Genomic DNA, 19,056 nt, shown 5'->3' with positions numbered 1-19,056 from the left:
TCCCTTAGGCGTTCTCGATCGTTTCGAACTTAATCTTCTTCTTGCTCTTGGAATATTCGTCTTCGTAGTCGGAGATATCAACGCTGTTACCTTCCGAGTCAGTGATAACGATATCCAATGCAAGACCCCTGAGTTCCTGCACCAATACGTTGAAGGATTCCGGAATTCCAGGTTTAATGGAATGGATCCCTTTAACGATAGCTTCGTAGATTCTTGCTCTTCCGAGCATATCGTCAGACTTGATGGTAAGAAGTTCCTGAAGAGTATGAGATGCGCCATAAGCTTCGAGAGCCCAGACCTCCATCTCTCCTAAACGCTGACCACCGAACTGAGCCTTTCCTCCAAGTGGTTGTTGAGTAACCAAAGAGTAAGGTCCGGTAGAACGAGCGTGGATCTTGTCGTCCACCAAGTGAGCGAGTTTTAACATGTAGATGTAACCACAGAATACCTCGTTCATGAAAGGTAATCCGGTACGTCCGTCGTATAATTTGAATTTAGAGCTGAGAGGAAGATTTGCTTCTTTGCAATACTTCTCTACATCTGCTTCAGTAGCTCCGTCGAAAACTGGAGTTTCAAAATTGATCCCAAGTTTGCTTGCAGCAAGCCCAAGTTGAGTTTCGAAAATTTGTCCGAGGTTCATACGAGAAGGAACACCTAACGGGTTCAGAACGATATCCATTGGAGTACCGTCTTCCATGTAAGGCATGTCTTCTTCTGCCATGATACGCGCAACGACACCCTTGTTACCGTGGCGTCCTGCCATTTTATCCCCGACCAGAAGTTTACGTTTACGAGCTACGAAAACTTTCACCATCTCTTCTACACCAGCAGGAAGTTCATCTCCCTTCTCGCGTGAGAAACGTTTGATATCGATTACAGTTCCTTCGAAACCGTTCGGCATACGAAGAGAAGAATCTCTTACTTCCTTCGCTTTTTCTCCGAAGATAGAGTGAAGTAGTTTGTATTCAGGAGTTAGGTCAGTCTCCCCCTTAGGAGTCACCATACCTACCAGGATATCTCCCGGTTTTACTTCTGCACCAACACGGATCACACCGGTTTCATCTAGATCACGGAAAGCTTTGTCCGAAAGATTCGGAATATCTCTTGTGATCTGCTCTTGTCCAAGTTTGGTTTCTCTTGCTTGGATCTCGAACTCTTCGATGTGGATAGAAGAGAAAATATCGTCTTTTACAACTTTCTCGGAGATTAGGATCGCATCCTCGAAGTTGTAACCTTCCCAAGGCATGAATGCCACAAGAACGTTACGTCCAAGTGCCAGGGTTCCATTGTCTACCGCTGGACCGTCCGCTAGAACAGTTCCTTTTTGTAGAATGTTACCATTCTCATCCATTCTTTCGCCGGACACGATCTGTCCTGCAATAGTAGTTCCTCTGCGAACTTCTTCGCCGCTGGAAACGATTGGTTGGTATTGTTTGTTACCGGAGATCAGATTGTATTCGCGAACGTTTCCGTTATCCGCAGTCACTTCGATTTTCTCTTTGCTGACTTTGGTAACTTTACCGTCGATCTCTGAGTGAACCACTCCAACGACTGGAGTTTGGTTGAAACAAGTACCTTGGTTGGTTTTCTTAAATTTAGTAAGATCGTAAGTGTCGGATTCCTTTCCGCCCTTGCGCTCGATTACCACCTTCTCCGCATCTACGTATGTAACCACACCTTCATGTCTGGAGATGATACAAATACGAGAATCGTAAGCAGCACGAGTTTCCATTCCAGTTCCAACGAAAGGAGCCTCTTGGCGAAGAAGAGGAACTGCCTGACGTTGCATGTTAGAACCCATGAGTGCGCGGTTCGCGTCATCATGCTCTAAGAATGGGATCAGCGCAGTAGAAACGGATACAACCTGCATTGGAGCTAAGTCCATGTACTGGATCTCGTTCGGGTTGCGGAAAGGGTAATCCGATCTGTGACGAGTAGAGATAAGTTTATTTTTAAACTCTCCCTTCTCATCTACAGGAGAAGAAGATACCGCGATAGAATGATATTCTTCCTTATCTGCGGTTAAGTATTCTATGTTATTGGATACTTTGCTGTTTTTAACAACTCTATAAGGAGTTTCCAAGAATCCGTAATCATTCACTCTCGCATATGAAGACATGGAGAGGATCAAACCGATGTTTGGACCTTCAGGAGTTTCAATCGGACACATACGGCCATAATGGCTATAGTGAACGTCACGCACTTCGAATCCTGCTCTATCTCTGGAAAGACCTCCAGGTCCTAAAGCATTCAAACGACGTTTGTGAGTGAGCTCTGCCAGAGGGTTTGTCTGGTCCATAAACTGGGACAATTGGCTGGATCCAAAGAACTCGTTGATAACTGCAGTGATCGGTTTGATTGAGATCAAAAGTTGTGGTGTTTGAGTTCCAACTTCTTGAACAGTCATTCTTTCTTTGATCACTCTTTCTACACGAGTGAAACCAACTTTAAGTTGGTTAGCGATCAACTCACCAACTGAACGAATACGACGGTTACCTAAGTGGTCAATATCATCCGGATAGTAGTTCTCTGTTTCAGAGATCAAGTTGAGAAGGTAACGTACAGTCTCGATAATATCCGCAGGACGAAGAACTCTTTCTGTCGCACTTGTGAATTCTTTAGGATTATTGAATTCAAATTTGCTATTGATCTTATAACGACCAACATCACCCAAATCAAAAGATTTAGGAGAGAAGAATAGACGATTCAATTCTGCTTCTGCGTTTTCAATCGTAGAAGGTTCGCCTTGTCTCATGATACCGTGGAATTTTAGAACAGCGTCTTCGTAATCGTTGACTCCGTCTTTTTCCAAACAGTTAACTAAAACAGGATTATCCTTATCTTTAGGATATTCTACGAGTTCAACTTCCTTAACCTTCATCTCTTTTAAGATGGAGATATTATCTTCGTTGATCTTGGAACCAGCATCGAGCATTACCTCTCCGGTTTCCATGTTGATCACATCAGCGATCACTCTACGTCCGATCAGACGTTTGAGTTCTTTCGTAGAAGCTCCTCCGATTTTTGCTTTGGAGGATTTGTAAAAAAGACGCAAGATCTCTTCGTTTGTTCCGTGTCCTAAAGACTTAACAAGAAGAGTAGCCGGGAATTTTTTCTTACGGTCAATTTTAGCGACCAAGATTCCCTTATTGTCCATTTCGAATTCCAACCAGGATCCGCGATAAGGGATCACTCTGGCGGAGTAAGTATCTCTTTCTTCATCATAAGAGAAGAAGATACCTGGGGAACGGTGAAGCTGAGAAACTACAACACGCTCGGCTCCATTGATGATAAAAGTTCCTTGCTCAGTCATCACAGGAAGATCGCCCATATAGACGACTTGCTCACGGATCTCTCCGGTTTCTTTGATAATGAGTCGAATAACTGCTTTTAAAGGAAGAGCAAAAGTAGCATCTGTGTCCTTACATTCTTGAGGAGATTTCTTAGCGTCTCCTAAAACATAGTGACTGTATTCCATCACCATATCGTTGTTCGGACTTTCAATAGGGAAGGTTTCTCTAAAAACCGCTTCTAGTCCCTGATTTTTTCTTTTAGTGGGATCCTTAACTTCTGATTGAAGAAACCAATCGAAAGACTTCTTCTGAATCTGAATCAAGTTAGGAAGGTAATCCAAATTGGTGATTTTACCGAAGTTTACCCGTTTTCTTTCTACTTGACCGTACATTCGTGTGCTCCCTGGGATGATGGAAAATTATAACTGCGCGAAAAAATGCAATAAGGCAAGGAAGTACGCTGGCCTCCTTGCCTGAGTGAAAGGATTGTAATCAGATATCGAGGAGACAAAGCCTCGGCTCCCTGATTAGACAGCCTTAAGTTCGATTTGAGCTCCGACAGCTTCTAATTTCTTTTTAATGTCGTCAGCTTCTGCTTTCGCAACGCCGTCTTTAACAGACTTTCCGCCAGCTTCTACTAGATCTTTTGCTTCTTTCAAGCCAAGACCAGTGATCTCGCGAACAACCTTGATAACTTCGATTTTTTTATCGCCGAAACCTTTCAATACGACGTTGTAAGAAGCAGGCTCATCAGCTGCTCCTGCTGCTGCACCTGCTGGTGCTGCTGCAGCTACTGCTACTGGAGCCGCTGCGGAAATTCCGAACTTCTCCTCCATTTTTTTAACTAGATCGGCTGCTTCCACGAGGGTAAGTTTACCGAGTTGCTCTAATAACGCTTCAGTGGTAGACATTTGGTGCTCCTTTGATTCCGTTTGGTCCTTTAAACTACTTACTTACTAAAATTGTTCTTACTGATTGTTCTTCTCTGCGACTGCTTGGATAGCTCTTGCAAGACCTGCGATAATTTGGTTTAGACCAGAAGCGATGCTTCTTGCCGGACCATTGATACCGCCTGCGATCTGAGCCAAGAGTTGCTCTCTTGACGGAAGACCTGCGATTGCTTCCACATCTTCTGAATTCAGAACGGATCCATCTAAGTATCCCGCTTTCAGAATAAGATTTTTATTCGTCTTAGCGTATTCTTTTAGGATCTTCGCTGCATTTGGAAGATTTGCGTCAGAGAAAATCGCCGCTAGAGGTCCTTTGTATTCGGATCCAAAGGCGATGTTCTTATCCTTATGCTTCTCGGATTCTTTAAGTGCGAGTAGAAAGAGATTGTTCTTGATCACTTTCATCTCGGATCCTTCTTTACGAAGTTTCGCGCGAAGATTTGTGATCTCTTCTACTGTGAGTCCGCTGTAGCTGGCTAGGATAAAGTCGCTACGTTTTTCTAATCTGCCTTTTAACTCGGCAACTGCTTCAATTTTTTCCTGGCTGGGCATTGTTCCTACTCCCGTCTACTACATCCTTAAATGGATGTGTTGACCAGTTCCTTAACGTCTACTTTCACACCGGCACCCATAGTTGGGGAAACGGAGAAAGTTTTCAGATAATCACCCTTTGCATCCGAAGGTTTGTCTCGGAGAAGAGTTTGAACTACTGTACGAATGTTTTCTACTAGTTTGGTGTGATCAAAACTGACTTTACCAACACCTAGGTGAACGACTCCGCCTTTGTCTGGACGATATTCAATACGTCCTGATTTCAGCTCGCCAACTGCTTTCGCAACATCGTTAGTAACTGTTCCAGCCTTAGGCTTAGGCATTAAACCTTTACGTCCTAAGATCGGTCCCAGTTTACCTACTTCCTTCATCATATCAGGAGTAGCAACGCAAGCGTCAAAGTCGGTCCAACCGCCAGCAACTTTCTCGATCAGGTCCATATCGCCCACGAATTCCGCACCTGCGTTTTTCGCGTCGTTTTGTTTGTCTCCCTTACAGAAAACAAGAACCCGAACCAGTTTACCGGTTCCGTGAGGAAGAGAAATAGTTCCCCTCACGTTTTGGAGAGATTTATAATTTACTTTCGTAGAGATTTCTATTGTTCCATCGAACTTAGAGTAAGAAGTAGCTTGAGCTAATTCTACAGCTTTGTCGATCGGATAAACTTTAGTTGCGTCGACTTTCTCTTTAGCCGCGCGATATTTTTTTCCGCGTTTCATGAATTAACCCTCTACCGTAACGCCCATAGAACGACAAGTTCCTGCGATAATTTGAACAGCTGCGTCCAGATCATTCGCGTTTAAGTCTTCCATTTTGGTTTTAGCAATTTCTTCTAATTGCTTACGAGAAATCTTCCCAACCTTAGTGGTATGAGGAGTTGCGGAACCAGATTCTAATCCGATTGCTTTCTTAACAAGAAGAGCTGCCGGAGGAGACTTGGTAATGAATGTAAAACTCCTGTCGGAGAATACTGTGATTACAACAGGAAGTTTGTACCCGATTTGGGACTTACTTCTTTCGTTGAACTGCTTGCAGAACTCCATGATGTTCAATCCTGCCTGACCGAGAGCCGGTCCGACTGGAGGAGCAGGGTTGGCCTTACCGGCTTCAACCTGGAGCTTAATCTGCTTTACTACTTTTTTTGCTGCCATTGGCGAAACACCTTATTTGTTTCTCCCGGTTCTCCCACCGGTCAGGGTTCGGTTTTGACCTGTAGATAATCTAATTCCACAGGGGTAGAGCGTCCGAAAATCTCTACCTTCACTCTGAGTCTTCCTTTGTCCGGGAAGATCTCGTCTACGACTCCAGTAAAATTCGCGAAAGGGCCATCGATAATCTTCAGGCTATCTCCCACTTTAAACAACAATCTAGGAGTAACTGGCTCCTCTGATTGGAACTCTCCGGTTTCCACGAAAAGATTTTTCACTTCGTCTACGGAAAGAGGTTCAGGTCCTCCATCTTTTGATCCTACAAAAGTAGAAACAGAAGGAAGACTTTGGATCATGAATCGAAGGTCTTCGTCCATATCCATTTCAACAAGAACATAGCCCGGCATAAGTTTCTTCTTAGTGACCTTCTTTTTGCCGTTCTTCATCTCGGCGACTTCCATGGTAGGAATACGCACTTGAGAAATCTTCTCCTCCAGCTTACGCTGTTGGATCAGCTTTTCCAGATTTTTCTGGACCTTATTCTCGTGACCGGAATAAGTCTGTAACGCATACCATTTCAAATCAGCCATCATAATCACATTTTATCCTAAGTTCTTACAGATTCCAGAATCCGGTAAGCAACTTCACAATCGCAGTATCCGAAAAGAATAGAAAAGCAGAGAAAAATAACACCGTGACTAGAACAACGATGGTAGACTGCATCACCTCTTGTCTATTCGGCCATTGAACTTTTTTAAGTTCTTCTCTACATTCTTGTACAAATGCGCCAAACTTCACTATATAAATCCTTCCTAAACTCAAAGAACCTGCGGAAAAAACTCCAGGTCTGGAGAGAATCGAACTCCCACCAAGGACTTTGGAGATCCTTGTTCTACCATTAAACTACAGACCTATTCGAACTTAGCCCTCTACCAGGCTTGAACTGGTGACCCCTTCCTTACCATGGAAGTGCTCTACCACTGAGCTAAGAGGGCATGTCTATCTACCCGCTCCCAGAGAGGAGCTAGAAATACACAGTATTTTTACCCAGGGTCCCTGGTCAAGGTTTTAGCCAAGATTCCCAGCCAGATGGCATTATTTATGCAAGGAAGAAGGATTTTTGAATCTTCTGCGCAAAGCTCCGCTTAACTTTCTCGCAATGTTGCAATCTTATGCGACATAAGTCTGCAATTCATTTGGGGAGAAGGTTACGTACTTTCTAAATTTTCTCCGCAAACCGTAATGTGGAACAACATTTCCGCTCTAGAATCAATTTTCCGCCCCTTCTCTATTGACATATGGCATTTAACACCATATATTACCTTATATGTTAGCTGTCAAAACCACTCTATACATTCCAGAAGAGCTGATCTCCAGTGCACAAGACTATACTGGCATCCAAGAAAAGACACGTCTCGTGCAGGAGGGGTTGCGCGCACTTATTCGGGAAAAATCCGCAGAAAGAATGGCTCTTTTAGGTGGAAGCGATCCAAAAGCAGAAGGCCCTACCCGCAAAAAAATCTCTAAATGACAGCGGTGCTTGTAGATACTTCTGTTTGGATCAATCATCTACGAAAATCAGATCCGAAACTTACGGAACTTCTCCGCCTTGGCTTGGTGAGACGCCATCCTATGGTAGAAGGAGAGCTTAGTTTGGGGAATTTTAAGAATAAGAATTCATTTCTGACTGAATACGCTCAATTGAAAGAAGTTCCGATCGCAAACCATAAAGAGACCATGATATTTTCGGAAAGAAATTCACTGGCTGGGCTCGGAATCGGTTGGATAGATGCACATTTGCTTGCAAGTTGCATATTAGGAAGTGCAAAATTATATTCTGCAGACTTATCTTTAGTAAAGGCTGCGGAGAAGGTTGGCATCGCGGAAATTACAGCATGAACGAATTAGGAACCCAATCTTATACTTCTCTATTTTTAGTCTTTTCGATCGGACTCGCATTTTTATTTTCCTTAGGAGAAATTTTTTCTTCGCCGAGAGGAGAAAAACAAAACTTACTCGCCATTATTTTTTTCTTAGTAGGGATCTTTCTCATTCATGCATTTTTGATTACATGTAAGATGATTGTTCGCTTCCCCGGCCTGTATCTAACTCATCTTCCTGTTTCAGGACTCATGGGTCCTTTTATAGAACGTTATCTCCTTCTTGCGATGGGGAGTACTCCTGAGTCCAAAAAAGTTTTCTATCTGAAGATGCTTCCTGCTCTTGTGATATTTTTATGGATGTCTAATTTCTATTTTTCAGGTGGAATAGAAAAGATCGAATTACTAAAAAGTCTAAAAACCACTGGCCTTCCTTTATTTTTAAAAATCCCTGTACTAAGTACACTCGGACTCATGTTTGCATTCTTACTTTCCACATTCTTCCGTTTATTTTGGGGATTTAGATTTTCAGTAATATACAAGGACCCAAGAATGCTTACAATCCTTGGAGTAAGCGTTTGTATTTTAATCATTTTATTATATGGAGCAATATCTGTATCATTAGGATCTATTAGAGGTTTAGAAGGAGTTGGTTCTTTAGTCGGGATCTTTTTATGCTCTTTGTATATTCTACGCCAAGGGTTTCCTGAATTTTTCTTAGAAGTCCAAAGAGTAGTAGAAGAAGAGAAAAAATATAGAGCTTCTCAACTCAACGGTTTGGATCTCGAAGATATAAAACAAAACTTAGAAGATCTATTTCAAAAGGAGAAGGTATTCTTAAAAGAAGATCTGACCCTCGGATTTTTGGCAGGCAAATTAGAGATCAGCACTCACCAACTTTCAGAATATCTGAACAATGAAATTGGAAAAAATTTCTTTCAATTACTAAACCAATACAGGGTAGAAGAGGCTAAAAAGAAAATAGAATCAGACCCTGCCGAAGTTTTATTATCCATAGCATACTCCTCAGGATTTGGCTCTAAATCCGCTTTTAACGAGGTTTTCCGAAAGGAAACAGGTTTTACACCTTCCGAATACAGAAATAAAATCCGCAAAAATAAGTCCAAATAGTCCGTTTCGATCGGTCTGGACGTATATTTTATTCCACTCCGATCGGGGAGGACGATTTCTTTTTGAATCCGTCGTAAACTGAATCCAGAGATCGGAGGAAAAATGGCAATCAACGCTTGTGATTTCGGCTGGGAATGTGTTCGGAATTTCGGACTATTCCAACTTTCATTGAACTTTATTAGATACTATCCTTTAGCAGGACTTGCATTCTTTATATTCTGGGTTTGGAAAAAAGGGTATTTTGAAAAGTACAGGATCCAGAAAAGTTTTCCAAAATGGGAGAAGGTAGTATACGAGATAAAACAATCTGCAGTTACAATGGTAATGTTTAGCTTGGTTGCAGTCGTTTCTTTCAGCCTTCAAAAATTAGGATATCTTCCAAGAGCGCTTTACTTCGATATCTCCGAAAGAGGTTGGGCTTACGCGATCTTAAGTTATATTATGATCACCGTTTGGCATGAGACCTGGTTTTATTGGGCTCATAGGTTGATGCATCACAAAAAAGTTTATAGTTTCGTGCATGCGATCCATCATAAATCCGTAAACCCTTCTCCTCTAGCTGCTTACAATTTCCATTGGGCAGAAGCATTTTTAGAAGCAATTTATGTGGTGCCATTTATCAGTTTGGTTCCGATCCATTTCGGAGTATTTATCTTCCATACATTCTACGCGATGGTGATGAATATTTGGTGGCATCTAGGATATGAATTTTTTCCAAAAGGTTGGGCAAGTCATTCGATCACAAAATGGATAAACACTTCTACTCATCATAACCTTCATCACCAAAAGTTTCATGGAAACTACAGTCTTTATTTCAATTTCTGGGATAGGATTATGGGAACAAATTTCCCAAATTACGAAACCTATTTTGATGAGGTAGCAGAGAAGAAGGAAGATTACGCAAAAACTACTGTAACCTCCCAGATAGGATTTGCGAAATAGATTTTCTTTATAAAATTTTCATTAGCTCATACTGGAAACCGAGTCTCCTCGGTTTCCTTTTTTGTATCTATTTTAAAATATAACTCCGCTTCCTCCATGACCACCTCCACCGTGGCCGCCGCCAGAACCTCCTCCTCCTCCTGAACTACCGCCTCCCCCTCCTCCACTGGAGCCACCTCTGGAAGAGCTAGAACTTCTCCCTCCGGAAGAAGTCACTCTGTAACAATCTGATTTACAATCATCACAGATAGCCTTGCATATGAATCCAATCCCAAGAGAGTTTTCATTCTTTGCGACCAATAGGCAGACGGAAAAGTTTTTATCACAATTTCCGGTGCAACGATCATCATTCATGCAAGATTCTAAAAATAGAAGGACCAAAACTATCTGAAATGTTGATTTCATCTTTTTGGACCAATCTCGTAAGGAAGAAGTAGCTCTTTGATTTGGGCAGATTCTTCTAAAGTTGCTTCCGAAAATGCAGTATGTCCTTGTTTACTTTTTACATGTACATTTGCTCCATTCTTCAGAAGAAGTTTCACTATGTCCAGGTTCCGATTGTAAACGGCCATCATTAAAGCAGTATGACCGTCTCGCGTTTTGGCATTAATATCCGCACCGCTTCTAACTAAAAATTCCGCGATCTCAACTTCGCCTTCTCTTGCCGCTATCATTAATGGAGTAAAATTTCTAGTAAAAGGATCCCTCGTATCTACAGAACAACCTGCTTTTAAACAATTCTGCAAACCGAATAGATCTCCTTTATAAACATAGTCGGAAGGATAGGGACTCCATCCTCCGCTCATGTATTGAGGAGAAATACAACTCGTCAAAAAAATCCCCCCAAGGAGCAAGAGACTCCTAACGTAAAACGAAATGGATGTAAATTTGGAAGTGAAAAGATTCATAAGTATACTCTTCAACAAGAGGACCGAGTTCGAAGAAGAACGTTCCGGATTTTATAAATTTTTACGAATCTGGAAATATTTTATTTATAAAAGGACTTATTTAAGAGGAGGAGAATCAGGCATGAAGATAAGAATACGTCCGTCTTCCTCCATCTTTACATTGGAGAGAGACAATGCTTTTTTATATTCTGAAAAACAGAATTCAAACAGAGAGGATTCTTCCCTGTCTTGGAGTAAGACCCTGCCTTGATGAACTTGAATCCCTCCGAAGAGTAATTTTCCACCAATAACATAAATATAATTTTTGGAATTTGTTTTAGGAGATGGAACCTCTTGTTCCGCAATGAAATCGATATCTAACGCGTTTTCATCCAATTTGAGATCTTTGATCTTCCCTTCTACCTCTGGATCAGGAAAAACTGAAAAAGGTTCAAAAAATACTTTATTCCCGGAAAAGACCAAACCTTTCCCTTTAGGAAAGCGGACCAGATCCTCGATAGATACACCAACTGTATTTAAAAGTTCTTTTGTATAAGGATTTAATAATGCTCTGACAGATTCATTCTCCACTAAGATCCTGCCGGATTCCGGATCGATCTTAACGGTGGCTATCCCTTCGAAGGAGACCCAGACTACAAGTTTGACCTCTCCTGAAATTTTAAGTTTCCATGCTCCATTATGAAATATTGGACGAAGTTTAATTTTACGAAGAGTGGATTCCGGAAAGGAGAATAACTTTCCGTTAATCAGTTTTTCCAGACTCTCAAATGAAATCCTGATATTTCCGTTTAAAATTTTGAGGGTAAAAAGTTCAGGCCGATCGAATGGAAGAATCTCTCCATTTTTAGGAATTGCTTCGAGAGAAAGACGATCCGCTTCCACGAAAATATCCTTTTGCCAATAAAACCGAACATTTTTAAGAAGAAGTCGCGGCTTAGGAAACTCATACAAATCGGATATATATTCCTTTTCCGACCCAATATCCGAAAAAGGAATATCCACATTTTCTAAACCAAGTCTCCCCACCCAGAAGGAAAGAAGTGCAGTTAAGATGAGGGCAATCCAGTAAATCCAAGGACGTAAAATTCGATTCTCTTTCATTTAGCTTCTTGCCCGAAGGCACGGTATTTTTTAGAAGAACTGCCGTTCTTGGCTATTCTTTTCTAAGAAAGATAGATTAGGTTGGAAGCCCAACGGATCGAAAATAAATACTATTTGGATTTTCTTTTAGTAGAACTTGCCGCTTTGAGAGATTTTTTCTTGGATTTAGGTTCTGACTTATCATCAAACTTAAAGAAGAAGTCCACTGGCTTTTTATAAAGTTTTGCGAGGTTCCAGAATTCGATGACATCTATCCTTCTGTCTCCGGCCTCGATTTTTGAAATGAAAGATTGGGGTGTTTTAAGTGCCTCGGCAACATCCACCTGGGTCAGGCCCGCGTCTTCCCTCGCTTTTTTTAGCAACTTTTGGAAAATCTTATATTCTTCGGTGTAGATTGTTTTAGCCAAGAGATGCTAATTCTACTTCCCAATTCAGAATATACCAAATTAGGATATTTCAAGAAGCACCGTTTAACTGATTTTTATCAATACCGAACCTTCTCCTCTATTTGAATTTTCGAAAACAAACCTATCGCAACTCCTCTAAAACTTTTCTTTCGAATTCGACTTGAAGACTTCTCCTAGTCATATCCAATATATCTATGCAAGAACCTTTCAAAATCGGATTACTTATCTTTCCGGATCTAACCCCATTGGATTTTGTAGGTCCTTATGAAGTATTCTCCAGAATGAAAAATTCCAAAGTTTATGTAATTGCTGAAACCGAGGAACCAATCCCATCCGAAAGAGGACTTTTCATTCTTCCAGATAAAAGTTTAGACGAAAACATAGATTTAGATTTGGTCTTAGTTCCAGGTGGACTCGGTGTGAATCGACTCATGGAAAACGAAAAGATCCTGAATTGGTTGAGAGAAAAATCGAAATCTTCTAAATACGTTAGCTCTGTATGCACTGGTTCTTTAGTTTTAGCTGCTGCCGGTTTATTAAATGGGTACAAGGCAACCACACATTGGCTTTCTTTAGATGTACTAAAACTTTTTCCAGAAATCGATGTGAAAGAAGATAGAGTGGTAATTGATCGAAATCGAATTACTGGAGGTGGAGTCACAGCTGGAATCGATTTCGCACTCCAGGTTGTAGCAGAGATCCAAGGGCAACAAGCCGCGGAAGAAATCCAACTAATGATAGAATACAATCCAGAACCTCCCTTTTTGAGCGGGCATCCTAAAACGGCTAACTCAGACTTGGTCTCTGAAACGAAGGCCTCTAAGAAAAAAGGCCAAGATCTTAGAAAGGAAATCGCTGTCAGATCCATTGAAAGACTTTCCAAATCCTAAAGCTCTTTCGATAAATTATAATTTGACTATGATCGAGAAAATACCGGTCAAAGCTATGATTGCACCTACCATCCATTTTGTCTGAGAAGAGATGAGTTTATGCATTTCTAAACGTAATTCTGCAATATCTGCTTTATACTCAGCTCGAAATATGTTTAGCTCTTCCGAGAGTCTCTTTTCAAATCTTTCGAAAACGAGTTCCATTACATTCTCCTTGTTAGCCGCGAAAGAATCATTGATAAAATCCACAAATTCGTTCGTCCCTTCGTTACCCAATACTTCTTCCAATATTCGCGGTATTCTGCGAAACATAGGCGTCGCCATTATTATGCTCCTTGCGGAGAAGCTTGCAATATAAATTTCCCCGATATGAGGCTCAGGTGCAGAATATTGATTTCCGCGCGTACTTTTTATGAAAAATATTAATTTCGGAATCAATATTCCGGAGGAAGTTTATAAAAATAGAATATAATAAAAAAGGAGTCCGAAGACTCCTTTCTAAAATAGAGAATTGATTTCTGCTTACTTATTTGGCTGAGGAGTGTATCTCAAATAAGGTTTAATCTTCTTAAAACCTTTCGGGAATTTTTTCTCAGCATCCTCGTCGGAAACAGAAGGAACAATAATTACATCCTCTCCGTGTTTCCAGTTTGCAGGTGTCGCAACACTGTAATTCGCAGTCAATTGAAGAGAATCAATCACTCTCAAAAGTTCATCGAAGTTCCTTCCAGTAGATGCTGGATAAGTTAAAGTCAGTTTCACTTTTTTATCCGGGCCGATCACGAATACAGAACGTACTGTTGTAGTTTCACTCGCATTCGGATGAATCATATCATAAAGACCGGAAACTTTTTTGTCTGCGTCCGCAATGATAGGATAGTTTACTGTAGTGTTTTGGGTTTCGTTAATATCTCCGATCCAACCCTTATGAGAGTCTACTGGATCCACGGATAATGCTAGAACCTTAACATTTCTCTTTTCGAATTCAGGTTTAATTTTTGCAACGTAACCAAGTTCTGTAGTGCAAACGGGAGTATAATCTTTTGGATGCGAGAATAAGATTCCCCAACCTTCTCCCAAATATTTATGAAATTCTATCGGTCCATCGGAAGTTTCTGCCTGGAAATCCGGGGCCACATCACCTAATCTAAGTGCCATAATCGATACTCCTGATTTCAGTTATGGCCAATATTCCATTATATTGCAAGGATTTTATTCGCTATAGCGGATTAATTATTTAAAATATAAGATAAATAACAATAAAACAGAATTTTATGAGATTTTCTTCCGTTTTCTAACGATTTTACATCCTTTTAGGGATATTTGCATCGAGTCAGCCTCTGGTAATCAAGAAAGTTTGGAATCTTGGATCAAACGTTCCAGACTCACCAAGCAGTTTTTGAGCTCCTTCTCCGTTTGCTCGTCCATGATATTCCCTTCTGGATCCACTTTTTTATTTACGGAAGGAATACTTAGAACACAATCATCGTTTATTTTAACTGTAAGTACATTCAATAAATGTAAAAAAGCTTCCTGGGCCTTGGAGGCTCCTCCATAACCTGGAGATGCATTGATCAGTCCAACAGGCTTTCCATAAAGTTCCGCACTGGACACGATCCAATCTAGCGCATTCTTCAAAACGCCTGGGATCGCAAACGCATATTCAGGACTAGAAAAAAGAATCGCATCTGCTTCTTTCAGTTCCCTTCTCCACTCTATAACTTCTTTAGGAGGAGTATCTGTATCTAAGTCAGGATTAAAGTGAGGGATCCGATCTATTGGATCCGCGAGAGTGATTTGCAAAGAACCATTTGCGATCCTTTTTGCTGCGAGTAATAAGGCTGTATTGGAAGAACCTTTTCTTAAACTTCCGGAGACGGCGAGTACTTTCATTTTTGTTCTAACTCGATTTTTTTATATTCGGTTAGACTTGTTCGGAAGAGGAAAAGAATTCGAAAGAGGATAAACTACCCTTTTTTTAGTATAGTCGTCAGCTCTCCCAGATCTCGGATATCTCCGTCCGCATGTTTGTGAAATGCTGTCCATCCTCTGGACCTCGTAGGCACAATATCCAACTCCACTTTATCACCGCAGTAGATTAGTTTGTCAGGAGAAAGTCCCACTAACTTCTCCGCTTCTTGGAATATCAAAGGAGAAGGTTTTTCGTATCCGAATTCTGCAGAAACGATCACTGGATAAAAATAATCTAGAACGCCTACACTCGCCAGTAATTGTTTGAGTCTATGATCCCAGTTGGAAATGATCCCAAGACCAGAACCTCTTTGTTTCGCAAATTCTACTAATTCATAAAAGCCTGGATCTATCTCCCAGACAGAAGGTTCATCAAAACGTTTGAATATAGATTGGAAAATAGGATCAGGTTCCAAATCGGAGCCAATTTCTTTTAAGAAGAAGCCCAACAGTTCTCTCCACCAACCTTCGCTTCCATCTTCGTGAGCATGGAACTTATCTCTGAAGTCCGGAAGTGGATGACGCGTCATGTGAGCATATGCTTTACGAAAGGCTCGCTCCATGTAACCGTTCTGATGTTTAGAACTATCCAGACCGAATTCTTTTAGAACTTCAAAATACACTTCCCCCGCAGGCTTTTTCATTGTAAGGAGAGTATCTCCCACATCCAGAAAAATGTAATGTTCTTTGGAACTCATTTGGTTATCAGTAGAGAGCCTATATCCGAACTCTCTATAGTCAATATGCTTATGCTATATTAAAGGAAAATCAAAAACCAGAATTATCCGAAGAATTCAGGAAGTTCATAGGCAAACTTATGCGCATCTCCAGGCCATCTTGCGGAAAGATAAGACTTATCCAAAACACTGAACCCCGGTTTAATATTAGAGAAACTATCTCTGGCAACAGGCATAGGCCCTTCTTGGAAATCAACCTTAGATTCTAAAAAAGAAATCACCTCGTCCTGTAACGGCGTAGGATAAGTCCTATAATAATCTCCAAGCCAAGCACGAGTTAAATTCCAAGCCAGAAGTTCCTGAGATTTCAAAAGTCCAGTAGTCTTGAGTCCATATAAGCTGGACTTTTTTGTTTTAGGATTTTTGGATCTTGCTGCGAGAAGTACTCCGTGGCAAATTGCAGCTACTGGTTTCCCTTCCGCGAATGTATTTCCGACCAATTTTTGCAAAGGTTCTGATTCCAGATAAACTCTCATTCCTTTTGCGTGTCCTCCTGGGAGAAGTAACACATCGAAGGAATCTAATTTGACAGACTCATACTTTTTAGGATTCAAAAACTCATTCGATTTTTCTAATTCTCTATAAAGAAGAACATCATCATTTTTTGCTCTTAATACTGGAGAAAGAATTCCTAAACCTTTTCCGGTTACCATTCTGAAATCGGCTTCTCCAGAGGTACCACTTGGAGTTGCAAATATGATCTTATATCCGTTTTCTTTCAGAACCTTCCAAGGAACGGATACTTCTGTAGGGTCGAAATCGATTTGAGGGATTGGAATTAGAACAGTCTTCATTTAAGGATGATTTTGTTTCATCCCTGGTTCTGCTGCAATCCTTGTTTCATCTGCCCCTTCTTTAAGCTTAGGGTCTAAAGAAGTTCTGGAAGATGTTCTTAACTCTCTCAGAAGCGCTTCTTCTCTGTCAGGAGAAGGGATTTTATCAGTAGATATTAAAGATGCCTTGATGGCATCTAAAGCGGAAGTTAAAACTAAATCAGGTGCCTTGTCCCAAATGGCGCTCGTCATCACTAAAACGATCTTACGATGAGGGATCACATAGATGAACTGACCACCTTTTCCGTTTGCCATGAAGCTAGGCTTTCCTTCAAATTCATGGATCCAAAATTGGAGGCCATATCTTTTTTCTACTCCTGGCTCTAAGGTCATAGCGATCCACTCAGGTTTTAATACCTGACGTCCATGCCATTTTCCCCCGTCCAGATAAAGCTGCCCTAACTTCGCCATATCAATTGGTCTTAAACGAAGTCCGAAACCAGCGGTTTGTCTTCCTGATTTGGATGTATTCCATTCTTCTCCCTTAAAACCTAACCAGGCAAATGCTGTGTTCTTTGAATATTCGTATAATGTTTTACCTGTTTTGGCTTCCAGATAACCGGCGACCAATTGAGTATCTCCATTAGAATATTCGAATTTAGTTCCAGGTGCAGAGGATACTGCAGGTATCCAAGCGATCGCAAGTGGGTCAGCATCGGTTCTGATATCTTCTTTTTTAGGAAATGAATCCCAGCCCATTCCGGAACTCATACGTAATGCGTCCTTGAGCCGTATAGATTCTTTTCCTTTTAATTCGGAAGGAAGAAGGCCAGGCAAACTAGACTCTGCACTGGAAAGACTATCTTCTAAGTCTACCCCACAATCATTTGTATAACAAATCCCTAATAACATCGAGACCACAGATTTGGTCACAGAATACATATTATGATTATGATCTCTTGAAATTCCTCCGGCATATCTTTCGAATACCAGGTTTCCTTCTTTTAAGATAAGAAGAGAGCGGACCTCTGTTTTTTCTTTTCTGAGTTTTTTGGAAAATTCTACTAAGGGTCTGGAATCCAGGCCCAATTCTTCCGGAAATTCTACCCGAAAACCTTCTACAGGGTTTCTATCTAAGGTCTCATTTTGCTCCCAAGCAAGTCCGGAAGGGAGTCTTACCCAGCCCCAATCTAGGGCACTACAATTAGAAATAAAAAGGATAACTAAAGAAAAGAGAATGAAACGTTTTACTGATGAACTTGTAAAAAAACTACTCACTAAAAAGACCCTCCAATCAATTTCTTAGGTCTTAAGTACTGCTTAGACAGACTCTATTGTAGGTTATCCTACATTCAATACTATTGAGACCTGATTTGGAAATTTTTTTCCATCCGATTTCAGTGTAAAAGAGTGCAAAAATTATGTATTTATTTGTTAAACGACGAAAATATTTGGCTAATTCTAATCCCAAAGGTTTAGTTTTTAGAAATCTGATGAAAATTAAATTCGGAATATTACTATTCTTCTTTATTCTAAACTGCTTTTTCGCAGTGGATTGGAGTTCCAACGAATCAGGTAAGATTAAAGGAAAAGGCTCAGTAGAGGATTTTCCGGAAGCAGAAGATGCCAACCTAAGCAAACAGGAATTGTCCAAAAGAGGCAAAAAGGGAGAATTCAAAACCAGAGAAGAGCAGGAACTTTTTGATATGATGATCTCTGCTGGTTCGGATCAAAACACCGCCAAGAATTGTGCTGCTAAATATGGAAACTGCAAGAGCCAATGTTGGACCCAATATCCAATCCCTAGGGTAGAAACTGTTTTTACTGCAGTCACTGTGGATCGCAAGAGAGAAGATTGTATCGCAAGATGCAGCAATCTTTGCGATAATTATAATCCTTCTAGCTCAAGAGGTTCGATGCCTAACTCTGGCAAAGGAAATTATTCGGATCCGAACGCTCCCAGATACTGATCCAATCTTTCCAAAGAAAGACTGGACAAAGAATGAATACTTCTTATCCTCCTTTTTCTCGGAGGAACCATGTCTTCATCTCAAGAAATTTTAGTCTTCACCACTCTGGCAGATCGCGATCTAGCAGAAGAGTATATCGCAGAAATGCTCCAACTTGGTATTATCGTAAGCGGCACCATTTTTCCGGAAGTAGCTCTTTTATACCAATGGGAAGGAAAGCTCACAATCGATTCTGAAAACAAAATCCTTCTAAAAGCAAAAGCAGACAAGTATGCAGCGATTGAAGAATTTATTATGAAAAAACATCCTTATCTCGCTCCGGAGATTATCAAAATGGATGTTAGTTTCGGTTCAGATAAGTTTAAGACTTTTATAAAGGACAAAATCGCAAAAGGAGGCTAAT

24 protein-coding genes and 2 tRNA genes are annotated in these 19,056 nt (G+C 40.8%); 7 read left to right on the top strand and 19 right to left on the bottom strand.

Annotation, left to right across the window (positions count from 1 at the left end):
* Positions 1-4 precede the first annotated feature (4 nt).
* The 9 genes from rpoB to CH362_RS04960 all read right to left on the bottom strand — a co-directional run bounded on the left by rpoB (position 5) and on the right by CH362_RS04960 (position 6,938).
* Positions 5-3,685, bottom strand: coding sequence for a DNA-directed RNA polymerase subunit beta (gene rpoB, locus CH362_RS05000; RefSeq protein ID WP_100709200.1), 3,681 nt, complete (start codon positions 3,683-3,685; stop codon positions 5-7).
* A gap of 135 nt (positions 3,686-3,820) precedes the next feature.
* Positions 3,821-4,204 carry a 50S ribosomal protein L7/L12 gene (gene rplL, locus CH362_RS04995; RefSeq protein WP_100709199.1) on the bottom strand — a complete coding sequence of 128 codons (384 nt, stop codon included), beginning with the start codon at positions 4,202-4,204 and terminating at the stop codon, positions 3,821-3,823.
* A gap of 57 nt (positions 4,205-4,261) precedes the next feature.
* Complete coding sequence (gene rplJ, locus CH362_RS04990; RefSeq protein ID WP_100709198.1) at positions 4,262-4,795, bottom strand: 50S ribosomal protein L10; 534 nt, start codon at positions 4,793-4,795, stop codon at positions 4,262-4,264.
* A 26-nt stretch (positions 4,796-4,821) separates the two neighbouring features.
* Positions 4,822-5,514, bottom strand: a complete 693-nt coding sequence (gene rplA / locus CH362_RS04985) for a 50S ribosomal protein L1 (RefSeq protein ID WP_100709197.1) — start codon at positions 5,512-5,514, stop codon at positions 4,822-4,824.
* A 3-nt stretch (positions 5,515-5,517) separates the two neighbouring features.
* On the bottom strand, positions 5,518-5,946 hold the full coding sequence (rplK, locus tag CH362_RS04980; RefSeq protein WP_100709196.1) for a 50S ribosomal protein L11: 429 nt from the start codon (positions 5,944-5,946) through the stop codon (positions 5,518-5,520).
* 41 nt (positions 5,947-5,987) lie between these two features.
* A complete protein-coding gene (gene nusG / locus CH362_RS04975; protein ID WP_086448613.1) occupies positions 5,988-6,533 on the bottom strand; it encodes a transcription termination/antitermination protein NusG in 546 nt (181 codons plus the stop codon).
* A 25-nt stretch (positions 6,534-6,558) separates the two neighbouring features.
* The gene (gene secE / locus CH362_RS04970) at positions 6,559-6,741 is read right to left on the bottom strand and encodes a preprotein translocase subunit SecE (RefSeq protein WP_086448612.1); all 183 of its coding nucleotides are present in this window, start codon (positions 6,739-6,741) and stop codon (positions 6,559-6,561) included.
* A 44-nt stretch (positions 6,742-6,785) separates the two neighbouring features.
* Positions 6,786-6,856: transfer RNA gene (locus CH362_RS04965), tRNA-Trp, on the bottom strand.
* A gap of 10 nt (positions 6,857-6,866) precedes the next feature.
* Positions 6,867-6,938: transfer RNA gene (locus tag CH362_RS04960), tRNA-Thr, on the bottom strand.
* Positions 6,939-7,270: 332 nt separating this feature from the next.
* Here CH362_RS04960 and CH362_RS04955 point away from each other — a divergent pair.
* From CH362_RS04955 to CH362_RS04940, 4 genes are all read left to right on the top strand, one after another.
* A complete protein-coding gene (locus CH362_RS04955) occupies positions 7,271-7,474 on the top strand; it encodes a type II toxin-antitoxin system VapB family antitoxin (RefSeq protein ID WP_100709195.1) in 204 nt (67 codons plus the stop codon).
* Complete coding sequence (locus tag CH362_RS04950; RefSeq protein ID WP_100709194.1) at positions 7,471-7,842, top strand: type II toxin-antitoxin system VapC family toxin; 372 nt, start codon at positions 7,471-7,473, stop codon at positions 7,840-7,842. Before CH362_RS04955 ends, CH362_RS04950 begins: the two co-directional genes overlap by 4 nt.
* On the top strand, positions 7,839-8,954 hold the full coding sequence (locus CH362_RS04945; protein WP_100709193.1) for a helix-turn-helix domain-containing protein: 1,116 nt from the start codon (positions 7,839-7,841) through the stop codon (positions 8,952-8,954). Before CH362_RS04950 ends, CH362_RS04945 begins: the two co-directional genes overlap by 4 nt.
* Before the next feature lie 102 nt (positions 8,955-9,056).
* Positions 9,057-9,896: a sterol desaturase family protein gene (locus CH362_RS04940; protein WP_100709192.1), complete on the top strand. Its 840-nt coding sequence runs from the start codon at positions 9,057-9,059 to the stop codon at positions 9,894-9,896.
* Between the two features lie 72 nt (positions 9,897-9,968).
* Here CH362_RS04940 and CH362_RS04935 read toward each other — a convergent pair whose 3' ends face one another.
* From CH362_RS04935 to CH362_RS04920, 4 genes are all read right to left on the bottom strand, one after another.
* On the bottom strand, positions 9,969-10,301 hold the full coding sequence (locus tag CH362_RS04935; RefSeq protein ID WP_165780227.1) for a hypothetical protein: 333 nt from the start codon (positions 10,299-10,301) through the stop codon (positions 9,969-9,971).
* The gene (locus CH362_RS04930) at positions 10,298-10,804 is read right to left on the bottom strand and encodes an ankyrin repeat domain-containing protein (RefSeq protein ID WP_100709191.1); all 507 of its coding nucleotides are present in this window, start codon (positions 10,802-10,804) and stop codon (positions 10,298-10,300) included. The genes CH362_RS04935 and CH362_RS04930 overlap by 4 nt, the downstream gene beginning before the upstream one ends.
* A gap of 96 nt (positions 10,805-10,900) precedes the next feature.
* Complete coding sequence (locus CH362_RS04925) at positions 10,901-11,905, bottom strand: hypothetical protein (RefSeq protein ID WP_100709190.1); 1,005 nt, start codon at positions 11,903-11,905, stop codon at positions 10,901-10,903.
* 110 nt (positions 11,906-12,015) lie between these two features.
* A complete protein-coding gene (locus CH362_RS04920; protein WP_100709189.1) occupies positions 12,016-12,312 on the bottom strand; it encodes a helix-turn-helix domain-containing protein in 297 nt (98 codons plus the stop codon).
* Positions 12,313-12,506: 194 nt separating this feature from the next.
* Here CH362_RS04920 and CH362_RS04915 point away from each other — a divergent pair, with 194 nt between their 5' ends.
* Positions 12,507-13,202: a DJ-1/PfpI family protein gene (locus CH362_RS04915; RefSeq protein ID WP_100709188.1), complete on the top strand. Its 696-nt coding sequence runs from the start codon at positions 12,507-12,509 to the stop codon at positions 13,200-13,202.
* 15 nt (positions 13,203-13,217) lie between these two features.
* Here CH362_RS04915 and CH362_RS04910 read toward each other — a convergent pair whose 3' ends face one another.
* The 6 genes from CH362_RS04910 to CH362_RS04885 form a co-directional block, all read right to left on the bottom strand.
* Positions 13,218-13,514, bottom strand: a complete 297-nt coding sequence (locus CH362_RS04910) for an LA_3696 family protein (protein WP_425269014.1) — start codon at positions 13,512-13,514, stop codon at positions 13,218-13,220.
* Between the two features lie 210 nt (positions 13,515-13,724).
* Positions 13,725-14,360 carry a peroxiredoxin gene (locus CH362_RS04905; RefSeq protein ID WP_100709186.1) on the bottom strand — a complete coding sequence of 212 codons (636 nt, stop codon included), beginning with the start codon at positions 14,358-14,360 and terminating at the stop codon, positions 13,725-13,727.
* 189 nt (positions 14,361-14,549) lie between these two features.
* Complete coding sequence (locus tag CH362_RS04900; RefSeq protein WP_100709185.1) at positions 14,550-15,095, bottom strand: NADPH-dependent FMN reductase; 546 nt, start codon at positions 15,093-15,095, stop codon at positions 14,550-14,552.
* Positions 15,096-15,169: 74 nt separating this feature from the next.
* Positions 15,170-15,871, bottom strand: a complete 702-nt coding sequence (locus tag CH362_RS04895) for an HAD-IA family hydrolase (protein ID WP_100709184.1) — start codon at positions 15,869-15,871, stop codon at positions 15,170-15,172.
* An 83-nt stretch (positions 15,872-15,954) separates the two neighbouring features.
* The gene (locus tag CH362_RS04890) at positions 15,955-16,704 is read right to left on the bottom strand and encodes a type 1 glutamine amidotransferase domain-containing protein (RefSeq protein WP_100709183.1); all 750 of its coding nucleotides are present in this window, start codon (positions 16,702-16,704) and stop codon (positions 15,955-15,957) included.
* Positions 16,705-17,961: a serine hydrolase domain-containing protein gene (locus CH362_RS04885; protein WP_208859524.1), complete on the bottom strand. Its 1,257-nt coding sequence runs from the start codon at positions 17,959-17,961 to the stop codon at positions 16,705-16,707.
* Between the two features lie 215 nt (positions 17,962-18,176).
* Here CH362_RS04885 and CH362_RS04880 point away from each other — a divergent pair, with 215 nt between their 5' ends.
* On the top strand, positions 18,177-18,653 hold the full coding sequence (locus CH362_RS04880) for an LIC_10730 family protein (RefSeq protein WP_100709280.1): 477 nt from the start codon (positions 18,177-18,179) through the stop codon (positions 18,651-18,653).
* 69 nt (positions 18,654-18,722) lie between these two features.
* Complete coding sequence (cutA, locus tag CH362_RS04875; protein ID WP_100709181.1) at positions 18,723-19,055, top strand: divalent-cation tolerance protein CutA; 333 nt, start codon at positions 18,723-18,725, stop codon at positions 19,053-19,055.
* The last annotated feature ends 1 nt before the right edge of the window (position 19,056 follow it).

The organism is Leptospira saintgironsiae (assembly GCF_002811765.1).
Taxonomy (GTDB): domain Bacteria; phylum Spirochaetota; class Leptospiria; order Leptospirales; family Leptospiraceae; genus Leptospira_B; species Leptospira_B saintgironsiae.
The sequence above is the reverse complement of the archived record's forward strand: the minus strand, read 5'-3'. Positions and strand labels throughout refer to the sequence as shown.